Below are 22884 nucleotides of genomic sequence, written 5' to 3'. Positions count from 1 at the left end.
TATTATTCAAATTTAAATTCTTCCCTGACAGAAAGACTAAAGAAGCCCCCTTGCCAAACAAACTACATCGATATTTTTTACATTATTCGATAAAACTTAATTATAAGGCATAGGACTTAAGTCCTGACTTATATAGGCATAAAGGCTGTTAAAATTAAGACATTCCATTCATTTACATTTTTTCTTATAAGTCTTATACTTATATTAAAAAAGTTTATTGTTTTTGTGGTTAGAGAATGGGAGGGAAAAACATGCTTCAAATTAAAAATTGTAAAAGATGTGGTAAAATATTTCAGTCAAATGAAACTTTTGATATATGCCCAATTTGTAAAGAACTGGATGAAAAAGAATTTGACAAGATAAAAGAATATCTGTATCAGCACCCTTATTCCAATATGTATGAGGTTGCAACAAATTTGGATATATCAATAAGTAAGATTAAAAGATATTTAAGGGAGTGCCGACTCCAAATTGTTGAAAAGGAGAATGGATTTCTTCACTGCGAGTGTTGTGGAACCTCAATACAATCAGGCAGATACTGTGATGAATGCATTGCCAAGCTTTCACATGGTTTTAAAGCTGCTTTTAAAGAGAAAGAGATTATTGCACATAAGGCTAAATTTCATTATGTACCGCATAGTTACAGGTAGTATCACAAGAGGGAAGAAAGATATTCTTCATTCTTTTTTTCTATGTTCTGGCCATAATATTCATCATAAAGAGGATGTAAAAAATTTAGTGTATAGATGATTAAATATCTCCTTCTTGGCAAGAATTAGAAATAATTAAAGCTAAGGAGGAGATTCTTTATGTCAACATTAACAAAAGAACAGGTTAGAGATATTATCAAAGGGAACAACTTTCAAAATGTAGGAGATATCAGTTCCTATCTAAAGGATATCTTCAAGGACCTTATTCAAGAAATGTGTTAGTGCCGGCTTAAAAAATCCGCAAATCTATCAAATTTCCGATGTAAAATTACGTATTTGTGTGATAAAATAAAAAGAAAAAAGAAAGCTACTCATAACAGAGTTATGAAGTAGCAACAACAAAATCTTATGCAAATCATAACACAAATATTGACAATATTCAATGGATTAAACAATATTATTATAAAATTAGCAGTTGAATTATTCTGCATAATGTATTATAATAAACTTTGTGACACTGAAAATGTCCTTTAATATTGTTAAAATTTCATTCGGAATGGTGTATAGTATAGAAATGAATAATACTGGAGATTCTATTATCTGTACACAATTTCTGTAATGAAATAAGTTTTGGTCGTACTAGCCGGGGAGGTAGCGGTGCCCTGTACTTGCAACCCGCTGTAGCAAGGGCGAATTCCCTTTAGAGGGTTATTCTTTGTATGGTCAGGCTTCTGTAAGTGGTGATGAAGATTGGGTCTTACGCAACGGAAACTCGTGAACCTCGTCAGGTCGGGAACGAAGCAGCGATAAGCGAATACTTCCGTGTGCCGTGAGGTTGCCTGGTCCGAGCTAACTGCAGGAGTAACGCATGTAAAGGTAATTCGAAAAAGGGTGTACGACCTTTAATATTTAGTAGGGAGTGGGGAGTCAGGAGTGAGGAGTAATTAATACTCAAAACTCCTGAAACTCTACTCTCTTTCATTTATGCTAATGAAATGATGGTTGTATGGTTTTTTTAGAGCAGTTTATTTTAAATGTCTTTTCCTTTTTTAATGCAATATGATATTATAAAGAAAGGTAGTTGGAAGTAGGTTGAGGGTACTTATCTCCCCACTCCTCACTCTCCACTCTCCACTATAGCTAAAGAAGGTGTATCAATGTCATACCAGGCTCTGTATAGAAAATGGAGGCCTCAGGTTTTTGAGGATGTTGTAGGGCAAAAGCATATAACTGAAACGCTTAAAAATCAAATTCTCTCTCAGAGAATAGCCCATGCCTATCTTTTCTGCGGTACACGAGGGACAGGTAAAACCTCGACGGCAAAGATATTTAGCAGGGCTATCAACTGTATTAACAGCCAGGATGGCAATCCATGTAATCAATGTGAAATATGCAAGGGTATTATGGATGGAAGTATTATGGATGTAGTGGAAATAGATGCTGCATCCAATAATGGGGTAGATAATGTACGTGAAATCCGGGACGAAGTGGCGTATTCACCAGCCAGGAGTAAATATAAAGTGTATATTATTGACGAGGTTCATATGTTATCAACCGGAGCGTTTAACGCATTATTAAAAACCCTGGAGGAACCTCCTTCACACGTCTTGTTTATTTTAGCTACTACAGAACCCCATAAGATTCCCGCCACCATATTATCGCGATGTCAAAGGTTTGACTTTAAGAGAATTACTGTAGACGATATTGTAGGAAGACTCAGACAGGTAATTAGTAAAGATAGAATTAATATAGATGAACAAGGGCTGCGGCTGGTTGGCAGAGTATCCGACGGGTCTATGAGAGACGCTTTAAGTATTTTAGACCAGTGTATAGCTTTTAGTAAAGATACTATTAAATATGAAGATATAGCAGCAGTTCTAGGTGTTGTGGATAATTCTTTTTTATTTGATATAGCGCAAAGCGTAGCTGATAGAAATCCTAACAAGGCAGTACAGTTAATTGATCAGCTTGTAATGGACGGAAGGGATATCATTCATTTTATGGATGATTTTATTGAACACTTTAGAAATTTGCTGTTATGTAAGGTGCTGGAGAAGCCTGAAAATGTTTTGGAGTTAGCACAGGAAACAGTATTGCGGCTAAAAGAGCAAAGTATAAATTTCACCCAGGAGAAAATAATAAATTGCATAAAAGTACTATCTGAAGCACATTCAACGGCAAAATGGGCAACAAGCCCAAGGATTATACTGGAAATTGCAGTTATTAAACTATGCCAGCAGAATCTGGATACATCCACAGAGTCACTTTTGGATAGAATTGCTGAACTAGAGTACAAGCTGGCGAATGGGGTAGTAGCAGTTAAGATGGATGAAAAAGTGCCGGTCGTTGGAATTAAAGAGGATAACAGCAAACAAAACAAATTGCCTGAAAAGAAACCTAGAACTGTGAAAAAAGCGGATAGTTCCACTCATATAGAAATCAATAAAGCTTTAGACTTATGGCCGGAAATCATTAATGAAGTAAAAAGAATGGGAAAACTTGCACTATATGGTCACCTATCAGACGTAAAAGTAGAACCGGTAGAAGGTACTTTGGGGATAATATTTAAAAATTCTTCTGCAACTAATAAGCTAATGGTATCTTCAAGAAGTGAGAATATAGAACTTCTGGAGCAGGTAATTGAAAAATTATCCGGCAATCCTGTAAAAGTAAAATGCTTTTTGGAAAAAGAACTAGAACAAAATGGCAAAGCCAGCCAAGAAGACATGCTAGATCAGCTCATCAGATTAAAAGACGAATTGGGAGATACAATGCAGATATATGACGAATAAGATAATCATTGATTAATGGCAATATATTTGATATGCTTAGAATAAAAACAAGTCCAGAGCCCGGAGCTGTCTTTCCAAATTCCGAGTTCCGGACTCTGAGCTAAAAATAAGGAGGTATAATAATGGCTAGAGGTGGATTCCCAGGCATGGGGAATATGAATAACATGATAAAGCAGGCTCAAAAAATGCAGAAAGAGATGGCCAAACTTCAGGAGGAACTGGAACAGAGAACTGTCGAAGCTTCTGCTGGTGGTGGTGCTATTACGGTAATAGCAACTGGAAAGAAACAGATTCAGGAAATAAAAATAAGCCCGGAAGTTGTAGACCCTGATGATGTAGAAATGTTACAGGATTTAATACTTGCAGCCGTAAACGAAGCCATGAGAAAAGCAGACGAAATGGTATCTTCAGAAATGGGTAAGATTACTGGAGGGTTTAATATACCGGGAATGTTTTAATGAATAGAGAATTGAGAATGGAGAATTGAGAATTAAAAATTAAAAATTAACACTGTAATTCTCAATTTTCAATTATCAATTCTCAATTCTTTTGGGGGGTGATTACGATGAGTTATTATGTTGCGCCATTGGCGAGATTGATAGAAGAATTTGAAAAAATGCCGGGTATAGGTCATAAAACTGCCCAGCGTCTTGCATTTCATGTATTAAGTTTATCTCCCTCTGCTATAGCAAATCTCATAGACGCTATCCAGGGAGCAAAAAGCAGGATGACTTATTGCTCAGTCTGTCAAAACCTTACAGATATAAATCCATGTGCGGTATGCAGCAGTGAAAAACGAGATGCAGGCACCATTTGCGTTGTAGAAAATCCGAGAGATGTAATCGCAATGGAAAAAACCCGTGAGTACAATGGGGTGTACCATGTACTGCATGGTGCAATATCTCCCATGGAAGGTATAGGTCCTGAAGATATAAGGATTAAAGAACTACTGAATAGAGTAAAAGATGGTAATGTAAAAGAAGTTATAATGGCAACAGACCCCAATATTGAGGGGGAAGCGACAGCGATGTATATTTCCAAGCTTTTAAAGCCGCTAGGTATAAAAGTTACCAGAATTGCCCACGGTATCCCTATCGGCGGCGACCTGGAATATGCTGATGAAGTAACGATTACTAAAGCAATAGAAGGACGTAGAGAGATATAGATAAAGACAAAGATTTGTCTAAACCAAATAAACTCCTTTCATTTTGCAAATTCTTTTTAAAATGCAAATAAAGTTGTTTCAGGAGACCATAGGGAAAAGGTATGAGGATTACCTTGGAACTATGGTTTTTTGTTTAGAAGATTGATAGGTATAAGGAACAAGGAATAAGGCTCAAGCCCAGTAAAATAAAGGAATTGAGAGATTGAATGGAAAAGAAAATGGAGAGGAGAAATGGATAATATTCTCCTTAATCCTTCCCCCTTAACCCTCAATCCTAAAAGCACTTTATTTTCATTTTTTGCCCCAAAAATTGAGGAATGAAAGGACTTTAGGAAGTAAGGAATAAGTGAATAGGAATTAAATGGGAAATTGGAAGAGAATAACAAGTAAGTAGTATCAAGGGTTTGAGGGGAATTTGTGAAAGGAGTTTATTTGATTTTTGATAGGAGTTTGTTTTGATTACATATAGTTAGGATTAAGGAAAAAGGGGTAAGGAAAATAGGAAATATTTTAGGCTTAAAATAGGGCTTAATTAGTTGTTTCAAAAATAAAATAAAGTAGTATTATCTAAAGGGATAAAGGATAAAGGAAAGTATTGAGAATATTGGCTTTCATGTATTTTTAGGCTTTAAGGGAAAAGGGAAATAAAGGAATTTTATGAAAGGACATTATTTACTTTTTAGATATAACATAGGGCTTTTTTTCTGTTTCCAAAAATCATATGGATAAAAATTCTTAGAAACAGAAAAGTTGTTTCATAAGCGGTAAAGTTCTATCAAAATGAAAATAAAGTCCTTATATTAAGATTTTATTCACATTTCTTGATGCAAGAATGGGGATAAAGTATATAAAATACAAGGGAAATGGGGATAAAAGGGAAAAGGAATTAGGACATTATTTATTTTTTATAATAACTTGGCATATTTTTTCTGTTTCAGAAATGATGAAGAAGAAATTCTAGAAAAAGAAAAGGTATTTTTACGGATGTTAAAGTTCTATTAAAATAAAAATAAAGTTGTGGTATTGAAAGGTATAAGGAACAAGGACAAACATTGGAAATACGAGATTTGATATGGGTTTAAGGTATAAGATGATTGGTAATTGTAGGGAGTTCATGTAAGGGATTTATTTGCATTTTCTATAGAACATGCCCTGTTTTTTCTGTTTCAAAAGTCATATAGATTATAATTTAGAAACAAAAAATATTTTTACTAGAAAGGAAAGTCCTATTAAAATGAAAATAAAGTTATTGTCTGGTACTGGCAAGGTTTTTAGGTATAGGAGCAGATGAACTTTTTATAAAAGAGTTAAATTACAGACCTTTCGGAGAAGGACCCTGGGTTTGCCTAAATCCTGCCGCCGACCACTTTCTTGAGCCTATAGTGGAAAACCTGTTGATAAAGTACCGCCGCAGGAATAAAAATGTGAATGGATTTTTCTCCTGTTCCTGCGGGTTTGAGTATATGGAAACAGTGACAAAGGAGCAAGGTGAAAGGGGTAAGGGGCAGCGCAGGTTTGTCAGGGTTGCAAAGCATAGGCCTTTGTGAGAGGCTAAGGTTCGGGAATTGCTTGATAGCGGCGTGAGCATTCAGGAAGTTGCAGCGAAACTTAATGCGGATATTAAAACTGTGAAAAGGTACGCTTTTAAAAAAGAGCAGGGGAAAAACGGAAAGGTAGCAAAGCAAAAAGGCATCAGTTCTGCGGAGTTTGAAATCAAGAGACGGTTTAACAGGGAAAAATGGCTTCAGATAGTCAGGGAAAATCCAGATAAAGGCAGGCTTGAGTTGTGGCGGCTGGCCAAATACACCTGTGTCTGGCTATGCAAAAATGACAGGGAGTGGTGGGAGAAAAACACCCCTGCAAAGAAATATGTTCAGGCTTACAGCAATGTTGATTGGGAAGCAAGGGATAAAGTAATCCTTAAATGTGTAAGGCAAACTGTTCAAAAGATTCTAGAAAGTGATGAAAAGCCTCAGAGAATCAGCCTGCGATTAATTAAAACCATGTCAGGACTTAAAAGTTTTGACCTTCAACTGGATAAATTATCATTGACTAAGGCATTCATTAATTCCGTTATAGAGATACCTGTAGATTTGCACAAGAGACGGATACAGTGGGCAGTCAGGAAGTTGAAGGAAGAAGGAAAAGATTTTGGGGTTTATACAATTGTGGATATGGTAGGAGTAGGGAACAAATATAGAAAGCAGGTGGTGGAGGAGATTAAAAGAGTGTTGGAGGATATGGGTTTATAAGAATTGTAATATTTGGATGATTTATTAAAATGCATATGATATAATCGAAAAATAGAAAACACAGTTGTATGATATTGGGTATTAATAATTAAATCTTCATTATTAATAGTAAGAGGTGTTTTATGAATAAACCTTTAGGGATACTATTTGATTTGGGAGATACAGTTTTAGAATATTATCATAATAATCCAATTGAAGGAATTAAAAGAATATTAGAAGTTTCAGATAATCCACATAAAATAACTGCGGAACAAATTCAAGAGTTAGCAAAAGAATTGACAAAGGAAACTTTTGATAAGCGTGATAAAACTAATTTGGAAATTAGTTTCATGAGTTTTGAAAAGTTATTATTTGAATACGTTGATATTAAGTTTAAAAAAGATATTAATGAAATAGAAAAGATTTTTGTTAAATATTCATATAAGAGTTCGCCAAGTGAAGGAATACAAGACTTATTTCATGAATTAGACAGATTAAAAATAAAATATGGTGTATTAAGTAATTCATCATTTACTGCAGATAATTTAAAGTTTGAACTTGAACAACATGGACTTCATCCGAATTTCGAATTCATAATATCGAGTTGTGATTACTGTTTACGCAAACCAAACAAAATTATATTTGATTTAGCAAGACGAAAATTAGGTTTTAAGCCAGAGGATATTTGGTTTATCGGGGATAGTTATAAACATGATGTTGAAGGGGCTAAAAATGCTGGAATGTTTCCAATTTGGTATAACAGAAAAAATAAATCTGTTAATAGCAATATAGACTGTATAGAAATAAAAAGCATGAGAGAAATAACAGATATGATAGTAGATATTTATTCAGACTGAAAAATATCTGTGTGAATATAAAATAAACGCATTCTAATCTCATCCCCGCAAACCCGCATGGTTGATGGATGGGATAAAATGGATGAAAATAAAGATGTTCCGAAATAGGGGGAGAAGGGGTAAGGGGAAAGGAATAAGGGAAAAAATAAAATCCTTCGTAATCCGCATGATAAAAGGATTATGAAGGATTGATTGTTTTTATGGAAGGGTATCCTTGACCCTTGCACCTTGCCCCTTAACCCTATACTCACGGAACAAGTTTTTTTGCAACGGAACGACTTTATTTGCAAGGGAAAGAGTTTATTTGATGTTTACACAGAAGGCAGGATTAAGGGGTAAGGGGAAAGGAATAAGGGTAAAGAAAACATTATTGATATCTGACATGGGAATATATAGGTTATGGTCGAAAGTACGGAAGAAATTTAGGCAAGAAGAAATAAAATTGTGGATTTATTGACAAATTTATACTTTTAATATACAATCTATAGTAGGATATACATTCTTAATGACTTATATATAGACTCACTTCGTTTGCTTCATATGAATATATCAACTACTATTATTTTTAGAAAGGAGGCAGAATAATGCCATACTACTATGTTAATAACGACCAAACCAGAAATCCTGGTTTACATCATGAAGTACATACTGAGGAACATGCGAATGAACTGAATATTTCAAACAAAACATATCTAGGTTATTTTGCTAATTGTGTGGGTGCTGTAGAGAAAGCAAAAGAAATTTACAGTGACGCTGATGGATGCGCAACTTGTTGTCCACTATGTCATAAAGGATAAACTATATTATTTAATAACAAGTTTTTTTAAAATATTTTAGAGAAGGAAATGTTATATTTTCAGGATTAGGCGGAAAACGTGGGGCGTTTAGGAGTTAAGAAAAGAGATAAGAGTAAAAGGATGGAGAACGGCTGGAATTCGGAAGGAACATGAGGGAAATATAGAAATAGATTGGAGAATTTAATTGAGTCAGAATAAATATTTTTGCTAAAGGCTGGACGCCTATTTTCATAAACGTTCAGCCTTTTTTATATAGTGAAGTATTTACAATATTCACATTTTGACATGTAACATAAAGGAAGTTGTATGTTTTTGACGAAATATATAATATAAAAATTATTTATAGAAAGGAAGTTAAAACATGAACCAAAAAAGTCCGTTGTTAAAATATAGGATTGAATGTGGCTGTAATGAAACTGCTGAGTCATCCAATAAAAGTTATGACTTTGTATCAGGGTTATGGGTTGATGAATCAGGAGAGCCGTTAATTAGAAAATATATTGAATCATCAAGTCTTAGTGGGAGAACAGAAACATTGATTACAAAGACACGGGAAGGTATTGATAGGTCAGAAAGGTCAAGAGGCATTGAAAACAATCTCTCCTTCGCTGATAAAACTTTAATTACTGAGACTAGGGAAGGAATAGACAGGTCGGAGAAAGCCTACGGATACGATGAAAATATGCAAGAAAATGAAATGAATGCATTTGGTGAAACATTAATAACAAGGACGAGAGAAGGAATAGATAGGACGGAAAGGTCAGGTAGCAGTGATAATTTGCTTTTTCAAACTATAACCACTTTTACTAGGGAGTCTATAGACAGGAGTGAAAAATCATAATGTTAATATACCCTAAAGTGTTATTTGTAACGAATAAAGATGATTTAGCAATAGATTATTTGATATATAATTTTAAGGATAGAAAAATACCATATTTGAGATTAAACTCAGAAGATATTGTAGAATACAGCATAACCTTTGATTTTACTGATGATATTAGTGTGAAATATAACGATTATAAGTATAACTTTAGGGACCTACATTCAGTTTACTTTAGAAGGGCTCCTACAATATTTCCTAATTGTCAAAACTTAGATGACACTAATTTTATCAATGGAGAAAGAAGGGATTTTTTAGAAGGCCTGTATTTGGCATTAAATTGTAAATGGATTAATCCATTATTCTCTACATATAAAGCGGAAAGAAAAATATATCAGTTATCTGTAGCCAAGGAAGTAGGATTTAAGATACCCAATACCATTTTATCAAATGACCCTAAGCAGATAACAAATTTTAAAAAAAATAATAGCAACTGCATTATTAAACCAATTTGTCACGGATTACAGATTACAAAGAATGGAGCATACTCAATTTATACTTCTGAAATTAAAGATACTGACTGGTTGGAACAGGATGCAATTTTCGAATCTCCTGTTCTTATACAAAATAAAATAAAGAAATATCGTGATATTAGAGTAACTGTTATTGGCAAACAAATATTTTCAGTCGAAATAGAAACTAATGATATAGACAAAACTGATTGGAGAAAACCCAATCTATTAAAAGATTACAAAGAACATAAATTACCTGATGATTTACAGGCTTTAATTTTTGAAATGCATAAAAAATTAGATTTAGTGTATTCGGCATTCGACTTTATATTAACTCATGAAGGAGAATATTATTTTCTTGAAACTAACCCTGCTGGAGAATGGGTATGGTTGGAACGGGAACTTAACTTGCCAATTAGCGATGCAATTATTAGTGAATTACTGCACTAAAAGGGGGGCTGAGATAATGGATAATTGGCAAGATAAATATTTATGTCCTTTGATAGAAAAAGAGAAGTTTAATTTGAAAAAGGTTAAGAAGTTAGTAGATGATTTTAGTTTCCTGTTTATACATTCGATATCTTTTCATGAGACACCTAAAGAACCTAATGAAGAATTACCTGACTTTACATCTAAAGATACTGATATGGTATATAGTGTTTGCAGAGAATTTTATAATGATGCTAACGAGAGAATTGATAAATTAGAAGAAAAAGCGATAAAGTTATTGTCTTATGTTTCGGCTCTCTTTGCATTTATATCTTTCGCATTTATAAATACTTCAATTATCCTTACAAAATTAATATTAGCAATATCAATGGTGTTGTTAGTGTTATCAATGTTGATTTCCTTTAGGTGTGTTAATGTAAAAGGAAGGAAGTCATTTTTTATACCAGATGTATTTGACTTCAAATCAGATATTCCTAAGGATAATTTCGATAAAAAGGTTATATCAAAGAAACTATTAAATTCTGCAATATATAATCAAAATATTGGAGACAATACCGCTGATATTTTAAAAGCAGCAAGATATATCTTGGCGCTGGCTTTGATTGTTAGTACAATTGGATTTATTACAGGTATTGGGGGCTATTTTAAAACTTCTGATGCTGCTACAACAGTAAAAATAGAAAATCAAGTTGAATTAAAAGATATTCAAGGCAAATTAGATATTATGAATAAGACATTAGAACAAATTAGTAATAACATTAATAATTTAGATAATGAAAAGTTGCAAGAAGAGATTAACAGATTATCAAATGAATTAGAATTATATAAGACAAATTATGAAAGTTTGTTAAAAAGATTAGAAAATATAGAGAATAGCATTAATATAGAAGGTAATTAAATACTTATGAGAAAGGTAAGGTAAAGCAATGGGGGTATTTACTGTTCTTACAGACTATCTTAAGAATACTTTTTCTAAACTAAATCAGTATACAATATTGCAATTATTATGGGTAGATAGAGGAAATAGAAAAATTCTTCGTAATTTGTATGATAAGTGGATTATGAAGGATTTGTTTATTAAAGGGATGGCTATCCTTGCTCCTGAACCTGACCTCTTAACCCTAACCCCTTAACCCTATACTAACGGAACAAGTTTATTTAATGGAGTTAATGGAAAATAATGAAGTGGAACCTAACGAGGCATACAATAGGAATACAATTGAAGTGAGAACACTAGTTTTGTATAATGCGTATATCAAGTTTATGGATATGATATCAAAATGAACCACCTAACTTTAGAACTAGAACAGATGAACTATGATGGCTGCATTAGTATCCTACAATATAATATTATACAGGGAATCATCTTTAAAAAGATATAAATCAAAACCATTATATGCTCATTTAGAAAATTAATTTCTTACTAAAGGATTAATTATTAAATAAGCGTAAAAGGAGAAATGATGTTATGATATTTGATTTTTTAATAAGTATAGCATCAAGTAAAATGTATGAAGAATTAAAAAAATTTATTGATAGAAAGTCTTTGCAAAAATTAATAGAAACCTTGAAACAAAAAACAATAGAATTTGAAAGAAGGAATGATGGCACTATTATAGTTAGTAGTCAGTTTAATAACTATGTAAATAATTATAATGTTTTATTTAAAATAATGGAACATGTACTGCAGCCAGATATATCTAAACTTCCAAAAGCAATATTTGTAGACAATATGACTGAAAACATTATTACATATTGTGAAGAAAATGGATACAAGCCAAAAGTTACCGATAAGAATATAACAAAGGGCTTTGTTGAAATGATTTATTCCATTGTAGAAAATTTTGCAAAAAATAAAGTTAATCCAGATGATAGGTATTTAATATATACTATTATTCAGACGAAAGGAAGCATAGAATTACAATTAAAAGAAGTAAAGGATGAATTACAACAAGTAAGAAATGATTTTTGTAGTGATAAAATATTGTTAAAACTAACGGATGAATGGTTTAAGGAACAAAACCAAATTGCTATAAAAAATTTAGGTGATAGGTATTTGCCTCAGATAAACGTATCTCTTGAAATTAGCGATGTTTTTGAAGGAATCGCTAGAAGTAATAAATTTAAAAAGAAATTCATTACGAATGCGAATGACGTACTTATTTCACTTAACAACATCAAAGAAGAGAAAGTATCAAAATATATTCATAAACTTACCGAAATTATTCACAAGATTCCATTTAACAATATGGATTATTTTGATTTCAATATTATAATTAATTTACTAAATAAAGTTATTGATGAAATAAAGAATATAGAGAAAGATGTTAACAAAAATAGTACATCATATGATTATAAACTATATAAAATTCGCCAAGCATATCATAACATTAATAACTTTATGGATTATCTAGAAAGTAAAGAAATTGAACTTTTTAATAATCCAATACTATTGATTCAAGGTGAAGGGGGTATTGGGAAGTCACATTTAATAGCAGATGTTGTAAGTAAAAGATGTGAAGAAAATAAAAAATCAATTTTGCTATTAGGGCAGCAGTTTAACGCCTATGAAGAACCTTGGAAGCAGATATGCAATTTTCTTGGATTGAATACATCTGCTGATGAATTGTTAGATAGTTTAAACATTATAGGAAAAAATCAAAAATCAAGACTAATAATTTTTATTGATGCAATTAATGAGGGTGGAGGAAAGGATTTATGGCCAAACTATTTGGCTGGGGTTATAGAAAAAATAAAAAAATATGAATATTTAGGACTTGTATTGTCTATAAGAACTACATACTTGAAGGCTATAATAGGTGATAATGAATATTTAAATGATTCTTTAGTAAAAATTACTCATTACGGATTTAGAAATGTAGAATATGCTGCAATGAAAAAATTCTTTGAATTTTATAAGATACCGCAACCTAATGTACCACTAATGAACCCAGAGTTTAGCAATCCTCTATTTTTACTGTTGTTTTGCAAAAGTGTTGAAAACAATGTGGATTTTATTTCAGATATTTCTATAAGTACGGTGTTTGACAATTACATAAAAAAAATCAATTACAATTTATCTAAAAAATACAACTATTATGAATATATACCTTTTGTTAAAAGTGTTATTGAGGAGATTGTAAAATATAGAATTTCAAATAATTGCCTTAATAATTATATAAAAATTGACAAAATTATTGATTTAATAATAAAATCACAAAAGAAATACAACATAGAAGGTAATGTTATTGAAGGATTAATTTCTGAAGGTATATTAACAAAAAACATTTCATATGATGGCGAAGACTATATCTATATTACTTATGAAAAATTAGAAGAACATATGGTGGTTTCTTATATAGTAGATGATTTTTCTATAGATAATATTAGGAAACTAATAAAAGATGAGAAAATAAGGAATAGACAAGGGATAATAGAAGCATTGGCTATACAAGCACCAGAAAAAATAAATATGGAAATATATGAGTTGCTTGCTGATAGTGCTGACAGTTATGATACAATAATGGCATTTATAAATAGTCTTCATTGGAGAAAGGAAGATTCAATAAAGGATAAGGTAATTGACTATGTAAACGAGTGTGTTCGCAAATACAAAGGAACATTTGAAGAATTTTGGAACACTATAATTTTACTTTCTATTCGACCTAAACATCCTTTTAATGCCAAACGAACATTTAGGACTTTATATTCAATTCAAATGCCTGATAGAGATGCAATATTCGTACCATTGTTTAACGGAATCTACAATGATGATACGTCATCTATTAGTAGGCTTATTGACTGGGCTATGTTAGATGAAGATAAAGAACAAATAAGTGATGATGTCATAGAATGTGCAGCAATTATGTTATCTTGGTTTTTGTGTACCCCTAATAGGAATTTTAGAGATTGTTGTACTAAAGCAATAATAAATCTCTTAACGCATAGAAGTAATCTTGTAACAAATCTTTTAAATATGTTTAAAGACATTGATGACCCTTATATAAAGGAAAGACTGTATGCAATCGCCTATGGGTGTGCTGTAAAAGAAACTAATATAGAAAATCTAAAGCAACTATCTCTTTTTGTGTATGATAATATATTTAATAAGGACGAAGTATATCCACATATTCTCTTGAGAGACTATGCAAGGAATATTATAGAATATACTATTTATAAAGGTGTTGAATTAAATATTGATATAAATAAAATAAAACCTCCTTATAAGAGTACTTTTCCTTCAATACCAGCAGATAACGAAATAAAGAAATATAAGTATGATTATAATAGTGAGAGTTTTAAGGATTATTATTGGTCTCAAAACCGTATTTTAAATTCAATGAAAGTAGAATACTCAAGAGACGGTAAGCCTGGTGGATACGGTGACTTTGGAAGATATACGTTCCAATCATATTTCAAGAGTTGGAAACAATTACATCCAATAGATTTAATGAATATTGCAATAAAAAGAATTTTTGATTTAGGATATGATGTGGAGAAACATGGTAAATATGATTGGGAATTAGAAAGAAGAATTTACAGTACAGATTTTGAATCAAACGAACGAATAGGTAAGAAGTACCAATGGATAGCATTGCACGAATTGGCAGCACAGGTTTCTGATAATTATACAATGGTTGCTCCTTGGAGTTGGAGAAATAGAGAACAAATTTTTTGCCCAGGCTCATTTGAACCATGCATTCGTGATATTGACCCAACTGTAATAATAAAAAAAGATAGGATAAAACCTAAATTTTTCATTAATGTAAGTCAAATTTATAAAAATTTTGATATAGAAAATGAATTATGGTTGAAGGATTTTTCTGATGTGCCTAATATTGCAGAATTAATAAATTTACCTATAGAGAAAAATAAATGGTTACTATTAGATGGATTTTATAACTGGACTGAACTAACGGAAATTGGAAGAAAAAAATATGATTATCCACAAAAAAATTTCTGGATAAGTATAAAAAGTTATATAGTAAAGTCAAAAGAGTTTAATAGCATAATTGAGCAACTAAAAAACATAAACTTTATGGAAATAGAGTTGCCAGAATGTTCAGAAGGAACATCATTATTTAATAGAGAGTATTACTATTCAACAGCATATGATTTTTTTAAAAAGGACTATTATAATGGTGTTAAGTGGAGAGAAATTATTGAACCGAACAAACATAATATTTTAGGTAAAGTTATGGTACCAGTTGAGAGATATTTTCGTGAAATGGGAAATGATTATTCTACAGAAGACGGCTTTGGGTGGTATAAACCATGTGAAGACATTATTAAGGATTTAGGACTGAAGTATGGTGACGAAAACTCAGCATTATATGATTATAATAATAATTTAATTTGCTTTGATACAATGGAATTATGTAATGAAGAATTAGGCTTTCTTATTAACAAGGAATCTTTGTTTAAGTTTTTAAATTTAAATGATTACAAAATTTTTTGGACTGTCTTAGGAGAAAAAAGAATATTTAGTGCTACAATGTTGGATAAGCAAGTATATTCTATACCAACTTTTTCAGGGGTATATTATATAACTGACTCAGGACTGGACGGAAACATAACTGAATTTGATGAGTGATATCTAAAGATACCTTTGACACATACCTTTATGCACTAGAGTAAACTAATAAATTTAACTCAGTGTAGTAGATGCAGGATAATTCCTAATTTGCTACGAGGTTATTTGTTTTTAAGATAAGAGCATTAAGGTGTAAGAATTGAGGAGATTAGACGTCTTATTTATATTTCGAATATAATAATATCGATATAGTAATAGAAAAAAGTTAAATAACTTCTTAACTCTTAATCCTAGAAACTTATCCCTATCCCGGGCATTTCAAGTACGTTACGGGAATACAGGGTATATTACGGAATTTTTATGAAATTATAGGAATTATGAATTAAAGAAATAGGTAAAAAGGTTTAAGAGTGCTGAGTATTATATGATTATTAAGAATGATTAGTTGATTAATGAGAATCAAGCACATTTAAAAGAAGACATGAGTCATCAGGGACTTTATGGAACTAAAGCATCAATTGAAAGGTGTGTAATGCAATATGGAAAAGAAATTGACATGGGATGAACTCAAGAAAGTGATTACTGAAGCAAAAGGAAAAAACATTATAAAGGCTATGCCTGTTAGTATTCCTAAAAGTGCTCTAAAATATGACCGAATCACTATCGCAAAACGGAGGACTTGGGAACGATTAGGGATTTGGGTTGATTAAACGAATTTAGGTTAAAGGGTTTAGGGCATGTTACTGGAAATTCAGGTGCATTATAGGCATTCAAGGTACATTACGGGGCTAAGGTATTTGTAATATAGTTATGAAAAGTAAGCATAGAATGTACTATAATATTTAAACAAAAGTGAAAACTGAAGTGCGTCGACACCTCAACCCTAGAACCTTTTAATAAATAGGGCTATTAAGATTTTTTGAGTGCTTTGGAGATTTAGCGGTCTTTCCAAGCCGTTTTTTCTTAACAGTCTGTAAAAGTTAAATCTTATTCGTTTGTAAAAACTTCTTCTAAGTGAACCTTTAGCCCAGAAAAAGTTTGAGATACTGCACAATCATCGCCTTTGTAAATAGCAGTCTGTTTATACTCATCTTCCTCAAATATATATACTTCAATAGTTTTAAGTTTTGGATTTATCATCCAATATTCTTTTATGCCAAATTCCATATAAGTAATATACTTTCTTATTCTGTCATGGGTTTGATTAGAAGTAGAAATTATTTCAATAATTAAGGCTGGTACACCCTCATATACGTTTTCCATTAATCCAGTTTTATCACAAACCACCATTAAATCAGGCTGAACTTTTACTATGTCAGTTTTGTCTTTATTTGTTAACCAGACATCCAGTGGGGAGATGAATACCTCACAAGATTTGCTCCTAAAATAATTCCTGAATTCTGCTGCAATATTTAACAGAATTCGCTGATGGTCTACTGATGGGGAAGGAAGATAGATTACTTCACCATTAAAGTATTCAAGTCTATCTTCTCCCTTGTCCATTTCTAAAAACTCTTCAAGGCTTACTATTTTCGTTTCAGGAGTCACATCTTCACTTCCTTTCCAATAATATTTTACGCTATCCTATAGAGATGGTACAAGGGGCTAAAGAATTAAAGGTTAAAGGGATTAGGAATAAGTAAAGACATTTTAATTCAACCAATTAGTATTAGGGTTCAGCAGCATCAGATTCATTATCTAAGTTAGATTTTAGACTTTTTATGTATCCATACAGCATTTTTATTAGTTCCAGAAATTTCTCATCTAAAATCTTGAATTGTTCTTTACTTATATAGTTGTTCTGATATGCTGTTAACAGATGGTTTCTCGTTTCACCACAACTGCCAAGGGCAGCATTGGCATGAAATAATTCCCGTTTGATAAACAGTTGTGTATTTCCCTCTGCGATGTTTGCAGAGATGCTGCGACTGCTTCTAATGATTTGGTCGACAAGTCGATATTGTTCATGACTCGGAAACCCTTTAACCAATTCTCCTATTTCCTGCTCAAGACTATTTGCCTTCTGCCAAACCTTAAGCGTCCTAAAATCCTTTATGAGTAAATTTTCGCACATATAACTCATCCTTTCAAATCGATTTTTTACATTATACAAAGGGTTAGGGGTAAGTCAAATTCTGATAGTAAAATTTTTGTAAAGTAATTACTGAAGGGCAAAAGGGTTAAGAATTCATATTATACATATTAATCCCTTAGCCCATGTACCTTTTGCCTAATACCTTAAACTAGTTTTTGTCGCTTAAAAATCCATATAAATGCTGTAGTGTCAGAGGGTCGAGGGATTTTATTAAATACATATATAATAAGAAAAGGGATAAGAAGAAAGGGAAAAGGATTTAGGGAAAAGATGATAAAAACACTTGAAAATGTATTTGATGATTTAATATAAAATAATCGCCTATTAATAAAAAGGTATTTTATTAAATCAGAATTGAATACCTCCGTTACAATATATTTGTATGCTTACCAATTCAGGTAAGCAATTTTTTTGTAAAACAGACTTGAAATTTTAAAGATTAATTTACTAAAAGAACTATAGCGAACTTAAATTTATCAAAGAAATGGAGGAATTTTCATGGAGAATAAGATTATCTTAGGAGTAGACAATGGAAATGCTTATACTAAAAGCAGTGAGGGTTTTAGTTGTCAGTCGGGCTTTACAAAATCTGATGTAGAGTCTATTACAAAACAAAATCTTCTTATATATCAAGGTGTTTATTACAGCATAGGAAACAACAGGTCGAGTGTTCAATTAGATAAGACTCGGAATCAGGATGCATTTATATTATCTTTGGCTGCAATAGCAGATGCAATAAACAAAGCAGGAATAGAACCGAAAGCAGATGTACTTTTAGGTGTGGGGCTTCCTATCATTTACTACGGCAAAATGAAACATAAATTCAGGGAATACTTTATAAGGGACAATATCAAGTTTAGTTTTAATGGAAGCGATTATGCGGTTAATATTGTTGATTGCAGGGTATACCCCCAAGGTTACGCAGCCTTTATTAATATCTACAAAGACTATAAAAATGTATCAGTAGCAAACGTAATTGATATCGGTGGCTATACTACAGATTTTTTCATAGTAGAAAACGGGATAATTAATACGGCATCCTGCTATTCGCTGCCGAACGGTACAATCACATTGTTTGCATCCATACAGCAGGAATTATTAAAAATAAATATTAATCTGACAGAAAAGCAGATACAGGATATTATCTTAGGTAAGCAGCCAGTTTTATTTGATGCAGATATAAATAAAATGATAGAAATAAAAGCAAGAGAATATGTAGAGAATTTGCTGACAAAGATTTTGGAATACGGTTTTGAATTCAGAAACCCAACAATAATCGTTGGTGGCGGGGGTATGATGTTGAAGAAATATATAGAGTCTTCTGATAGAGTAAAATATATAGAAAACCTTGACCAGTTTGCTAATGCACGTGGATATAAGATTTTGCTGGAACAAGAACTAAGAAGGTGATTTTATGGCAACAAAACGAATAAACCTATCTTTTTCTATGGATAGGGAGGAGGATGTCAAAGTATATAACATACTTTCTGCACAAAAGTACAAAACAGATTATGTAATTAAGGCAGTGTTAAGTTATATAGGAGAAAGGGATAAGGGCCTAGATAAGGAAATAATTAAACAGGCTGTAAAAGAAGCAATAGCAGAATGCGGAGGAATTACCATAGAAAACAAGGGAAAAGAGAATGATAGTTGCATACAACATGAATTGCCTAACGATATATTTGATATGTTTGATAATCTATAGACTTTAACCTTTACAAGCAGTGAAGTTTAAGACTTCCTGCTTTTTTCTTGTATAAAAGTATAGGTGGAGAGACATTGAATAAGCCATAAATTTCCTTATGTTAAGCCTTATTCCTCCTTGCCCCCTTTCTCCTAATTCCTTATTCCATAATACAAAGTCCCAAAAAGAACTGGAATAAAAAGTTAGGAACTAAAAGGAACTATAATTCGAGGATAATTAAAATTAAAGGTATACTTCTTTACAAATAATTTTAGGATATGCTATATTTAGAATGCATTCTGGAGAATGTAGTTGGTAAATGGGCAAAATAGGGGAAGAGATTGCTTTGTTGCAGTTTCTTTCCCTATTTTGTATAAAAAGCAATTTTCTTTTCAGGAGCATGAAGTGTAAAACTCGATTTTAGAAATGTTTTCCTTATAAGAAAATAAGTAAGATAAATTATTAGAAATCATTCTTTTTCTATAAAAAACAGAGCAAATGCATAGTTTTAAACAGGTAAAGGGTTTAGAAACGATTTTAAAGATTTAACGAGCAAAAAAGTGATTCTAAAAACATAGTTTGAACAGGTAAAGAGCAATTTTAGATTAGAGTGAAGAGAAACTAGGTTTAATCATAAATAATATGAGCATTATTTTTTCTTACCCATTGAATCTTATAAAAAAATAAAAAAGGCTTTCCAGCAAAAACTGAAAGCCTTTAAAAAATATTAATCAGGTAACCATTCTTCTAGATATTTTATCATCTCACTTACATCTGGATATTGCTGTGAGAACCTTTCAGGTGCCAGTTCGGGCATTTTATCTGATAAGTTGCTTAGCAATTGCTTTAACTCATTCAGCAAGTCTATCCCGTCGTTGTAGTTATAATGGTAAACAGTTTCAAGTATGTCAAGGTAATATTCGGCATCCTGGTATTCCCTTGAGTCTTTACCAAAGTTCTTGTCTATTGCAGAAAGGATATTCTTAATTTCTTGTTTTAAATTCTTGGCTTTCATATAACCACGTCCTTTCATTTGATTTTAAACAGGATACAGAATTATGGTTTGTAAAGTCAAGTTTTTTTGTATAAAAATAATTTTTAGAACTATGGCATATTAAAAAGGAATACTGACATCGTCATATACAGGGGTGAAGTTGCCATCATCCAGTATATCGGTGATAGGGGCTATACCAGTTGAAGAATGGTAACTTTCATTTTTAGGGATATAATCCCATACATCAAAATCTTTATTTTTTATTATATTGCCTACAATAGCCGCAATCTGTTTTTTCGAACATTTACTGTCTATTTTTTGAATTAAATCTAAATCAAATCTCTTTTTAAGGTGAAACAGTTGTGCTTTAGAAATGTTGATTAGGTTTTCTTCTATATTTCTTTCTTCTTGAGTACTGTCTGTATTAGTATTGTTGTTTTCTTTTACGGCATTCTCTGTTTCATCAGTATCCTGCATGTCATGATAATCTTTTGTAGAAAGGTTAAAGAGAATTTTTATTTCTTCTTCTCTAAAGCAGCATAATTTCTTTAATACTGCAAGTTGCTTATAATTCATATCCTTTAAATCTATATGCTTAACAAGTGCTTCAGCAAAACCGATTACTTGTTTAATGTTTCTTGGGTTTATGGATAGAATATCACTTTCAGTATATAGGCCTGTTTTTAATAGAGCATTTAAATCTTCATTACTTGCAGGGGTAAATGAATAGGCTTGTTTTTCCCATAGGCTAATTAAAAGCCTTAGAATGTTATCATCACGCAGTTTAACGGAACAATCGGTAATATCTTTTCCCAGTTCTTTAAAGGTGCTTATAATTCTAATATTCCTGAAACCAAACTGCCAAAGGCGGTAGGCGGCTGCAATGCTTTTGCTTTGTCCAACTTTATGTTCATCATTATCAAAGAACAGGTTAACAGCCACATCTCTGCCGAAGTATTTATCAATTAAATATATTTGAAAGTCGGTTAAGTTTGCCTGCCCTGGAGAAACAGCGTCATATCCCATGCAGGAAAGTTTTATTGCATCTGCAATGCCTTCTGTAATCCATAATGCATTAATGCATTTATTCTTCAGTTCGTAAAGGTTAAAAAGGAAGTTTCCAGGTTTAAACGGAACAAAATTTCTAAAAGCCGTTCCGTTTTTATTTGCTGTCAAGTTATCCTGATAATCGGTCACGTTAAGGTATTTGTACTGTTTTGGAGCATTTAAATCTGTTTGTCGGCACTGGTACCCGACAACTATGCCAGTTTCATGGTCTCGAACGGGAAACAGGACTCTGTTATTCAGCATAAAGAAATCACTGTAGTAGAGTTGCTTCTGGCTAGCCTTATCAAAATAGATAAGTCCATATCTCAAAGCAGTATCTATGTCTATATTATATTTCTTACTCATAAAATCAGAGAGTTTATCGACAGAATTTAATTTATCTGCATTTTGAGTAAAGTCGTTAATCAGTTTACTGTTTTTAGCATCCTGAATTGCTTTATCATAATCAGTAATCCCATTGTCAATTATATTCTGGGCTTTATGATGCCTAATGGTCATTTCAAGGTTCAGTGCTTCCAGTATAAAACCGGGCTTGTTTGTAGAATTGGAAGGACAAACCTTGGAAGAAGGCTTTATTTGTTCTTCTTCCCTTTGGATTTGGCGGCCTTGTGATTCTGCTGCATTAGAAAAATATCTTTCAGGAAGCAGCCAGATATTACAGTAGTCGGTATATCTAAGGCTATTTGTTTTATGATAGCGTTCCAGTATTTTATCTTTTAACTTCTGCTCAAAATCAGCGATTGAGTTGAATCCTAGATTCAGGCCAGCAAAGTTGTTTGCGGCAAAAATTTTTGCTTCATTGAGGCTGTTCCTACCTGAGAAATTTTGCATATACATGATAAATTCAAGGTATGTACCGCTTTTACCGCAGGCGTTGCAGTGAAAGTTCCGTTTGTTGTCATTTAAAGATAAAGAGGTAGGGTTATCTGCCCCGGGGTGAAACGGACAGACAAAACGTCCTTTGTTATACTTTCCTTTAAGCCCGTAGAAGTCTTTCAATTTTGCGGCAGTGAGAGACTGCTGGATTAGAGGTTCAATATCATTTAGGTATTGAAATATTAAAACACCAACATCGTGAGATGTCTTTTTGGTAATGATGTTATCTAAACTGCTGTTCATAGGCTATTCCTCCGTTCCGTAATTTTTAATGAACGTATTATAGCCATAAATCAGTGCATTTCAAGAAGAACTTTATTTTGTAACAAAAATGTAACAAAAAAATAAAGCCTAAAAATT

At 32.1% G+C, this 22884-nt stretch carries 19 protein-coding genes, 1 other RNA gene and 1 pseudogene; 17 read left to right on the top strand and 4 right to left on the bottom strand.

Features of this window, described 5'->3' with window-relative positions; translation table 11 throughout:
* Nucleotides 1-251: 251 nt before the first annotated feature.
* From CIB29_RS11585 to CIB29_RS18550, 15 genes and pseudogenes are all read left to right on the top strand, one after another.
* The gene (locus CIB29_RS11585) at nt 252-650 is read left to right on the top strand and encodes a hypothetical protein (RefSeq protein WP_094549849.1); all 399 of its coding nucleotides are present in this window, start codon (nt 252-254) and stop codon (nt 648-650) included.
* 159 nt (nt 651-809) lie between these two features.
* Complete coding sequence (locus CIB29_RS19470; protein ID WP_278335849.1) at nt 810-932, top strand: hypothetical protein; 123 nt, start codon at nt 810-812, stop codon at nt 930-932.
* A 352-nt stretch (nt 933-1284) separates the two neighbouring features.
* Nucleotides 1285-1549, top strand: an RNA gene (gene ffs / locus CIB29_RS11580) — signal recognition particle sRNA large type.
* Nucleotides 1550-1807: 258 nt separating this feature from the next.
* The gene (dnaX, locus tag CIB29_RS11575; protein ID WP_094549847.1) at nt 1808-3442 is read left to right on the top strand and encodes a DNA polymerase III subunit gamma/tau; all 1635 of its coding nucleotides are present in this window, start codon (nt 1808-1810) and stop codon (nt 3440-3442) included.
* Nucleotides 3443-3564: 122 nt separating this feature from the next.
* Nucleotides 3565-3900: a YbaB/EbfC family nucleoid-associated protein gene (locus CIB29_RS11570; RefSeq protein WP_094549845.1), complete on the top strand. Its 336-nt coding sequence runs from the start codon at nt 3565-3567 to the stop codon at nt 3898-3900.
* A 107-nt stretch (nt 3901-4007) separates the two neighbouring features.
* The gene (gene recR, locus CIB29_RS11565; RefSeq protein WP_094549843.1) at nt 4008-4607 is read left to right on the top strand and encodes a recombination mediator RecR; all 600 of its coding nucleotides are present in this window, start codon (nt 4008-4010) and stop codon (nt 4605-4607) included.
* Between the two features lie 1253 nt (nt 4608-5860).
* A pseudogene (locus CIB29_RS11555) lies at nt 5861-6859 on the top strand (TnsD family Tn7-like transposition protein).
* Nucleotides 6860-6981: 122 nt separating this feature from the next.
* Nucleotides 6982-7695 carry an HAD family hydrolase gene (locus tag CIB29_RS11550; RefSeq protein WP_094549837.1) on the top strand — a complete coding sequence of 238 codons (714 nt, stop codon included), beginning with the start codon at nt 6982-6984 and terminating at the stop codon, nt 7693-7695.
* A gap of 584 nt (nt 7696-8279) precedes the next feature.
* Nucleotides 8280-8492, top strand: a complete 213-nt coding sequence (locus tag CIB29_RS11545; protein ID WP_073027609.1) for a hypothetical protein — start codon at nt 8280-8282, stop codon at nt 8490-8492.
* Between the two features lie 361 nt (nt 8493-8853).
* The gene (locus CIB29_RS11540) at nt 8854-9333 is read left to right on the top strand and encodes a hypothetical protein (protein WP_094549834.1); all 480 of its coding nucleotides are present in this window, start codon (nt 8854-8856) and stop codon (nt 9331-9333) included.
* Nucleotides 9333-10274: an MvdC/MvdD family ATP grasp protein gene (locus CIB29_RS11535; protein ID WP_094549832.1), complete on the top strand. Its 942-nt coding sequence runs from the start codon at nt 9333-9335 to the stop codon at nt 10272-10274. The genes CIB29_RS11540 and CIB29_RS11535 overlap by 1 nt, the downstream gene beginning before the upstream one ends.
* A 16-nt stretch (nt 10275-10290) precedes the next feature.
* The gene (locus tag CIB29_RS11530; RefSeq protein WP_094549831.1) at nt 10291-11172 is read left to right on the top strand and encodes a coiled-coil domain-containing protein; all 882 of its coding nucleotides are present in this window, start codon (nt 10291-10293) and stop codon (nt 11170-11172) included.
* A gap of 28 nt (nt 11173-11200) precedes the next feature.
* On the top strand, nt 11201-11407 hold the full coding sequence (locus CIB29_RS11525; RefSeq protein WP_094549829.1) for a hypothetical protein: 207 nt from the start codon (nt 11201-11203) through the stop codon (nt 11405-11407).
* A 335-nt stretch (nt 11408-11742) separates the two neighbouring features.
* Nucleotides 11743-15867 (top strand): hypothetical protein, encoded by a 4125-nt coding sequence (locus CIB29_RS11520; protein ID WP_094549827.1) that lies wholly within the window; start codon nt 11743-11745, stop codon nt 15865-15867.
* A 479-nt stretch (nt 15868-16346) separates the two neighbouring features.
* Entirely contained in the window at nt 16347-16517 is a 171-nt protein-coding gene (locus CIB29_RS18550; RefSeq protein ID WP_157910282.1) for a hypothetical protein, read from the top strand.
* Nucleotides 16518-16794: 277 nt separating this feature from the next.
* Here the strand turns inward: CIB29_RS18550 and CIB29_RS11515 are convergent, their stop codons facing one another.
* Nucleotides 16795-17355, bottom strand: coding sequence for a Uma2 family endonuclease (locus CIB29_RS11515; protein ID WP_094549825.1), 561 nt, complete (start codon nt 17353-17355; stop codon nt 16795-16797).
* Between the two features lie 121 nt (nt 17356-17476).
* Entirely contained in the window at nt 17477-17881 is a 405-nt protein-coding gene (locus CIB29_RS11510; protein ID WP_094549823.1) for a four helix bundle protein, read from the bottom strand.
* Between the two features lie 519 nt (nt 17882-18400).
* Here CIB29_RS11510 and CIB29_RS11505 point away from each other — a divergent pair.
* Nucleotides 18401-19312 (top strand): ParM/StbA family protein, encoded by a 912-nt coding sequence (locus CIB29_RS11505; RefSeq protein ID WP_094549821.1) that lies wholly within the window; start codon nt 18401-18403, stop codon nt 19310-19312.
* A gap of 4 nt (nt 19313-19316) precedes the next feature.
* Nucleotides 19317-19607 (top strand): hypothetical protein, encoded by a 291-nt coding sequence (locus CIB29_RS11500; protein ID WP_094549820.1) that lies wholly within the window; start codon nt 19317-19319, stop codon nt 19605-19607.
* A 706-nt stretch (nt 19608-20313) separates the two neighbouring features.
* Here the strand turns inward: CIB29_RS11500 and CIB29_RS11495 are convergent.
* Entirely contained in the window at nt 20314-20601 is a 288-nt protein-coding gene (locus CIB29_RS11495; RefSeq protein WP_094549818.1) for a hypothetical protein, read from the bottom strand.
* Nucleotides 20602-20700: 99 nt separating this feature from the next.
* The gene (locus CIB29_RS11490; RefSeq protein ID WP_094549817.1) at nt 20701-22767 is read right to left on the bottom strand and encodes a CHC2 zinc finger domain-containing protein; all 2067 of its coding nucleotides are present in this window, start codon (nt 22765-22767) and stop codon (nt 20701-20703) included.
* Nucleotides 22768-22884 lie beyond the last annotated feature (117 nt).

This window comes from Petroclostridium xylanilyticum (genome assembly GCF_002252565.1).
GTDB classification, from domain to species: Bacteria; Bacillota; Clostridia; order SK-Y3; family SK-Y3; genus Petroclostridium; species Petroclostridium xylanilyticum.
This window is presented reverse-complemented; position numbering and strand designations above follow the sequence as displayed.

Bases quoted from the DNA above. Each gene is read 5' to 3' on its own strand.
- recR (WP_094549843.1), top strand. From the start codon at position 4,008: ATGAGTTATTATGTTGCGCCATTGGCGAGATTGATAGAAGAATTTGAA.
- CIB29_RS11585 (WP_094549849.1), top strand. From the start codon at position 252: ATGCTTCAAATTAAAAATTGTAAAAGATGTGGTAAAATATTTCAGTCA.
- CIB29_RS11495 (WP_094549818.1), bottom strand. From the start codon at position 20,601: ATGAAAGCCAAGAATTTAAAACAAGAAATTAAGAATATCCTTTCTGCA.
- CIB29_RS11530 (WP_094549831.1), top strand. From the start codon at position 10,291: ATGGATAATTGGCAAGATAAATATTTATGTCCTTTGATAGAAAAAGAG.
- dnaX (WP_094549847.1), top strand. From the start codon at position 1,808: ATGTCATACCAGGCTCTGTATAGAAAATGGAGGCCTCAGGTTTTTGAG.
- CIB29_RS11490 (WP_094549817.1), bottom strand. From the start codon at position 22,767: ATGAACAGCAGTTTAGATAACATCATTACCAAAAAGACATCTCACGAT.
- CIB29_RS19470 (WP_278335849.1), top strand. From the start codon at position 810: ATGTCAACATTAACAAAAGAACAGGTTAGAGATATTATCAAAGGGAAC.
- CIB29_RS11525 (WP_094549829.1), top strand. From the start codon at position 11,201: ATGGGGGTATTTACTGTTCTTACAGACTATCTTAAGAATACTTTTTCT.
- CIB29_RS18550 (WP_157910282.1), top strand. From the start codon at position 16,347: ATGGAAAAGAAATTGACATGGGATGAACTCAAGAAAGTGATTACTGAA.
- CIB29_RS11535 (WP_094549832.1), top strand. From the start codon at position 9,333: ATGTTAATATACCCTAAAGTGTTATTTGTAACGAATAAAGATGATTTA.
- CIB29_RS11520 (WP_094549827.1), top strand. From the start codon at position 11,743: ATGATATTTGATTTTTTAATAAGTATAGCATCAAGTAAAATGTATGAA.
- CIB29_RS11505 (WP_094549821.1), top strand. From the start codon at position 18,401: ATGGAGAATAAGATTATCTTAGGAGTAGACAATGGAAATGCTTATACT.
- CIB29_RS11500 (WP_094549820.1), top strand. From the start codon at position 19,317: ATGGCAACAAAACGAATAAACCTATCTTTTTCTATGGATAGGGAGGAG.
- CIB29_RS11540 (WP_094549834.1), top strand. From the start codon at position 8,854: ATGAACCAAAAAAGTCCGTTGTTAAAATATAGGATTGAATGTGGCTGT.
- CIB29_RS11545 (WP_073027609.1), top strand. From the start codon at position 8,280: ATGCCATACTACTATGTTAATAACGACCAAACCAGAAATCCTGGTTTA.
- CIB29_RS11510 (WP_094549823.1), bottom strand. From the start codon at position 17,881: ATGTGCGAAAATTTACTCATAAAGGATTTTAGGACGCTTAAGGTTTGG.
- CIB29_RS11570 (WP_094549845.1), top strand. From the start codon at position 3,565: ATGGCTAGAGGTGGATTCCCAGGCATGGGGAATATGAATAACATGATA.
- CIB29_RS11550 (WP_094549837.1), top strand. From the start codon at position 6,982: ATGAATAAACCTTTAGGGATACTATTTGATTTGGGAGATACAGTTTTA.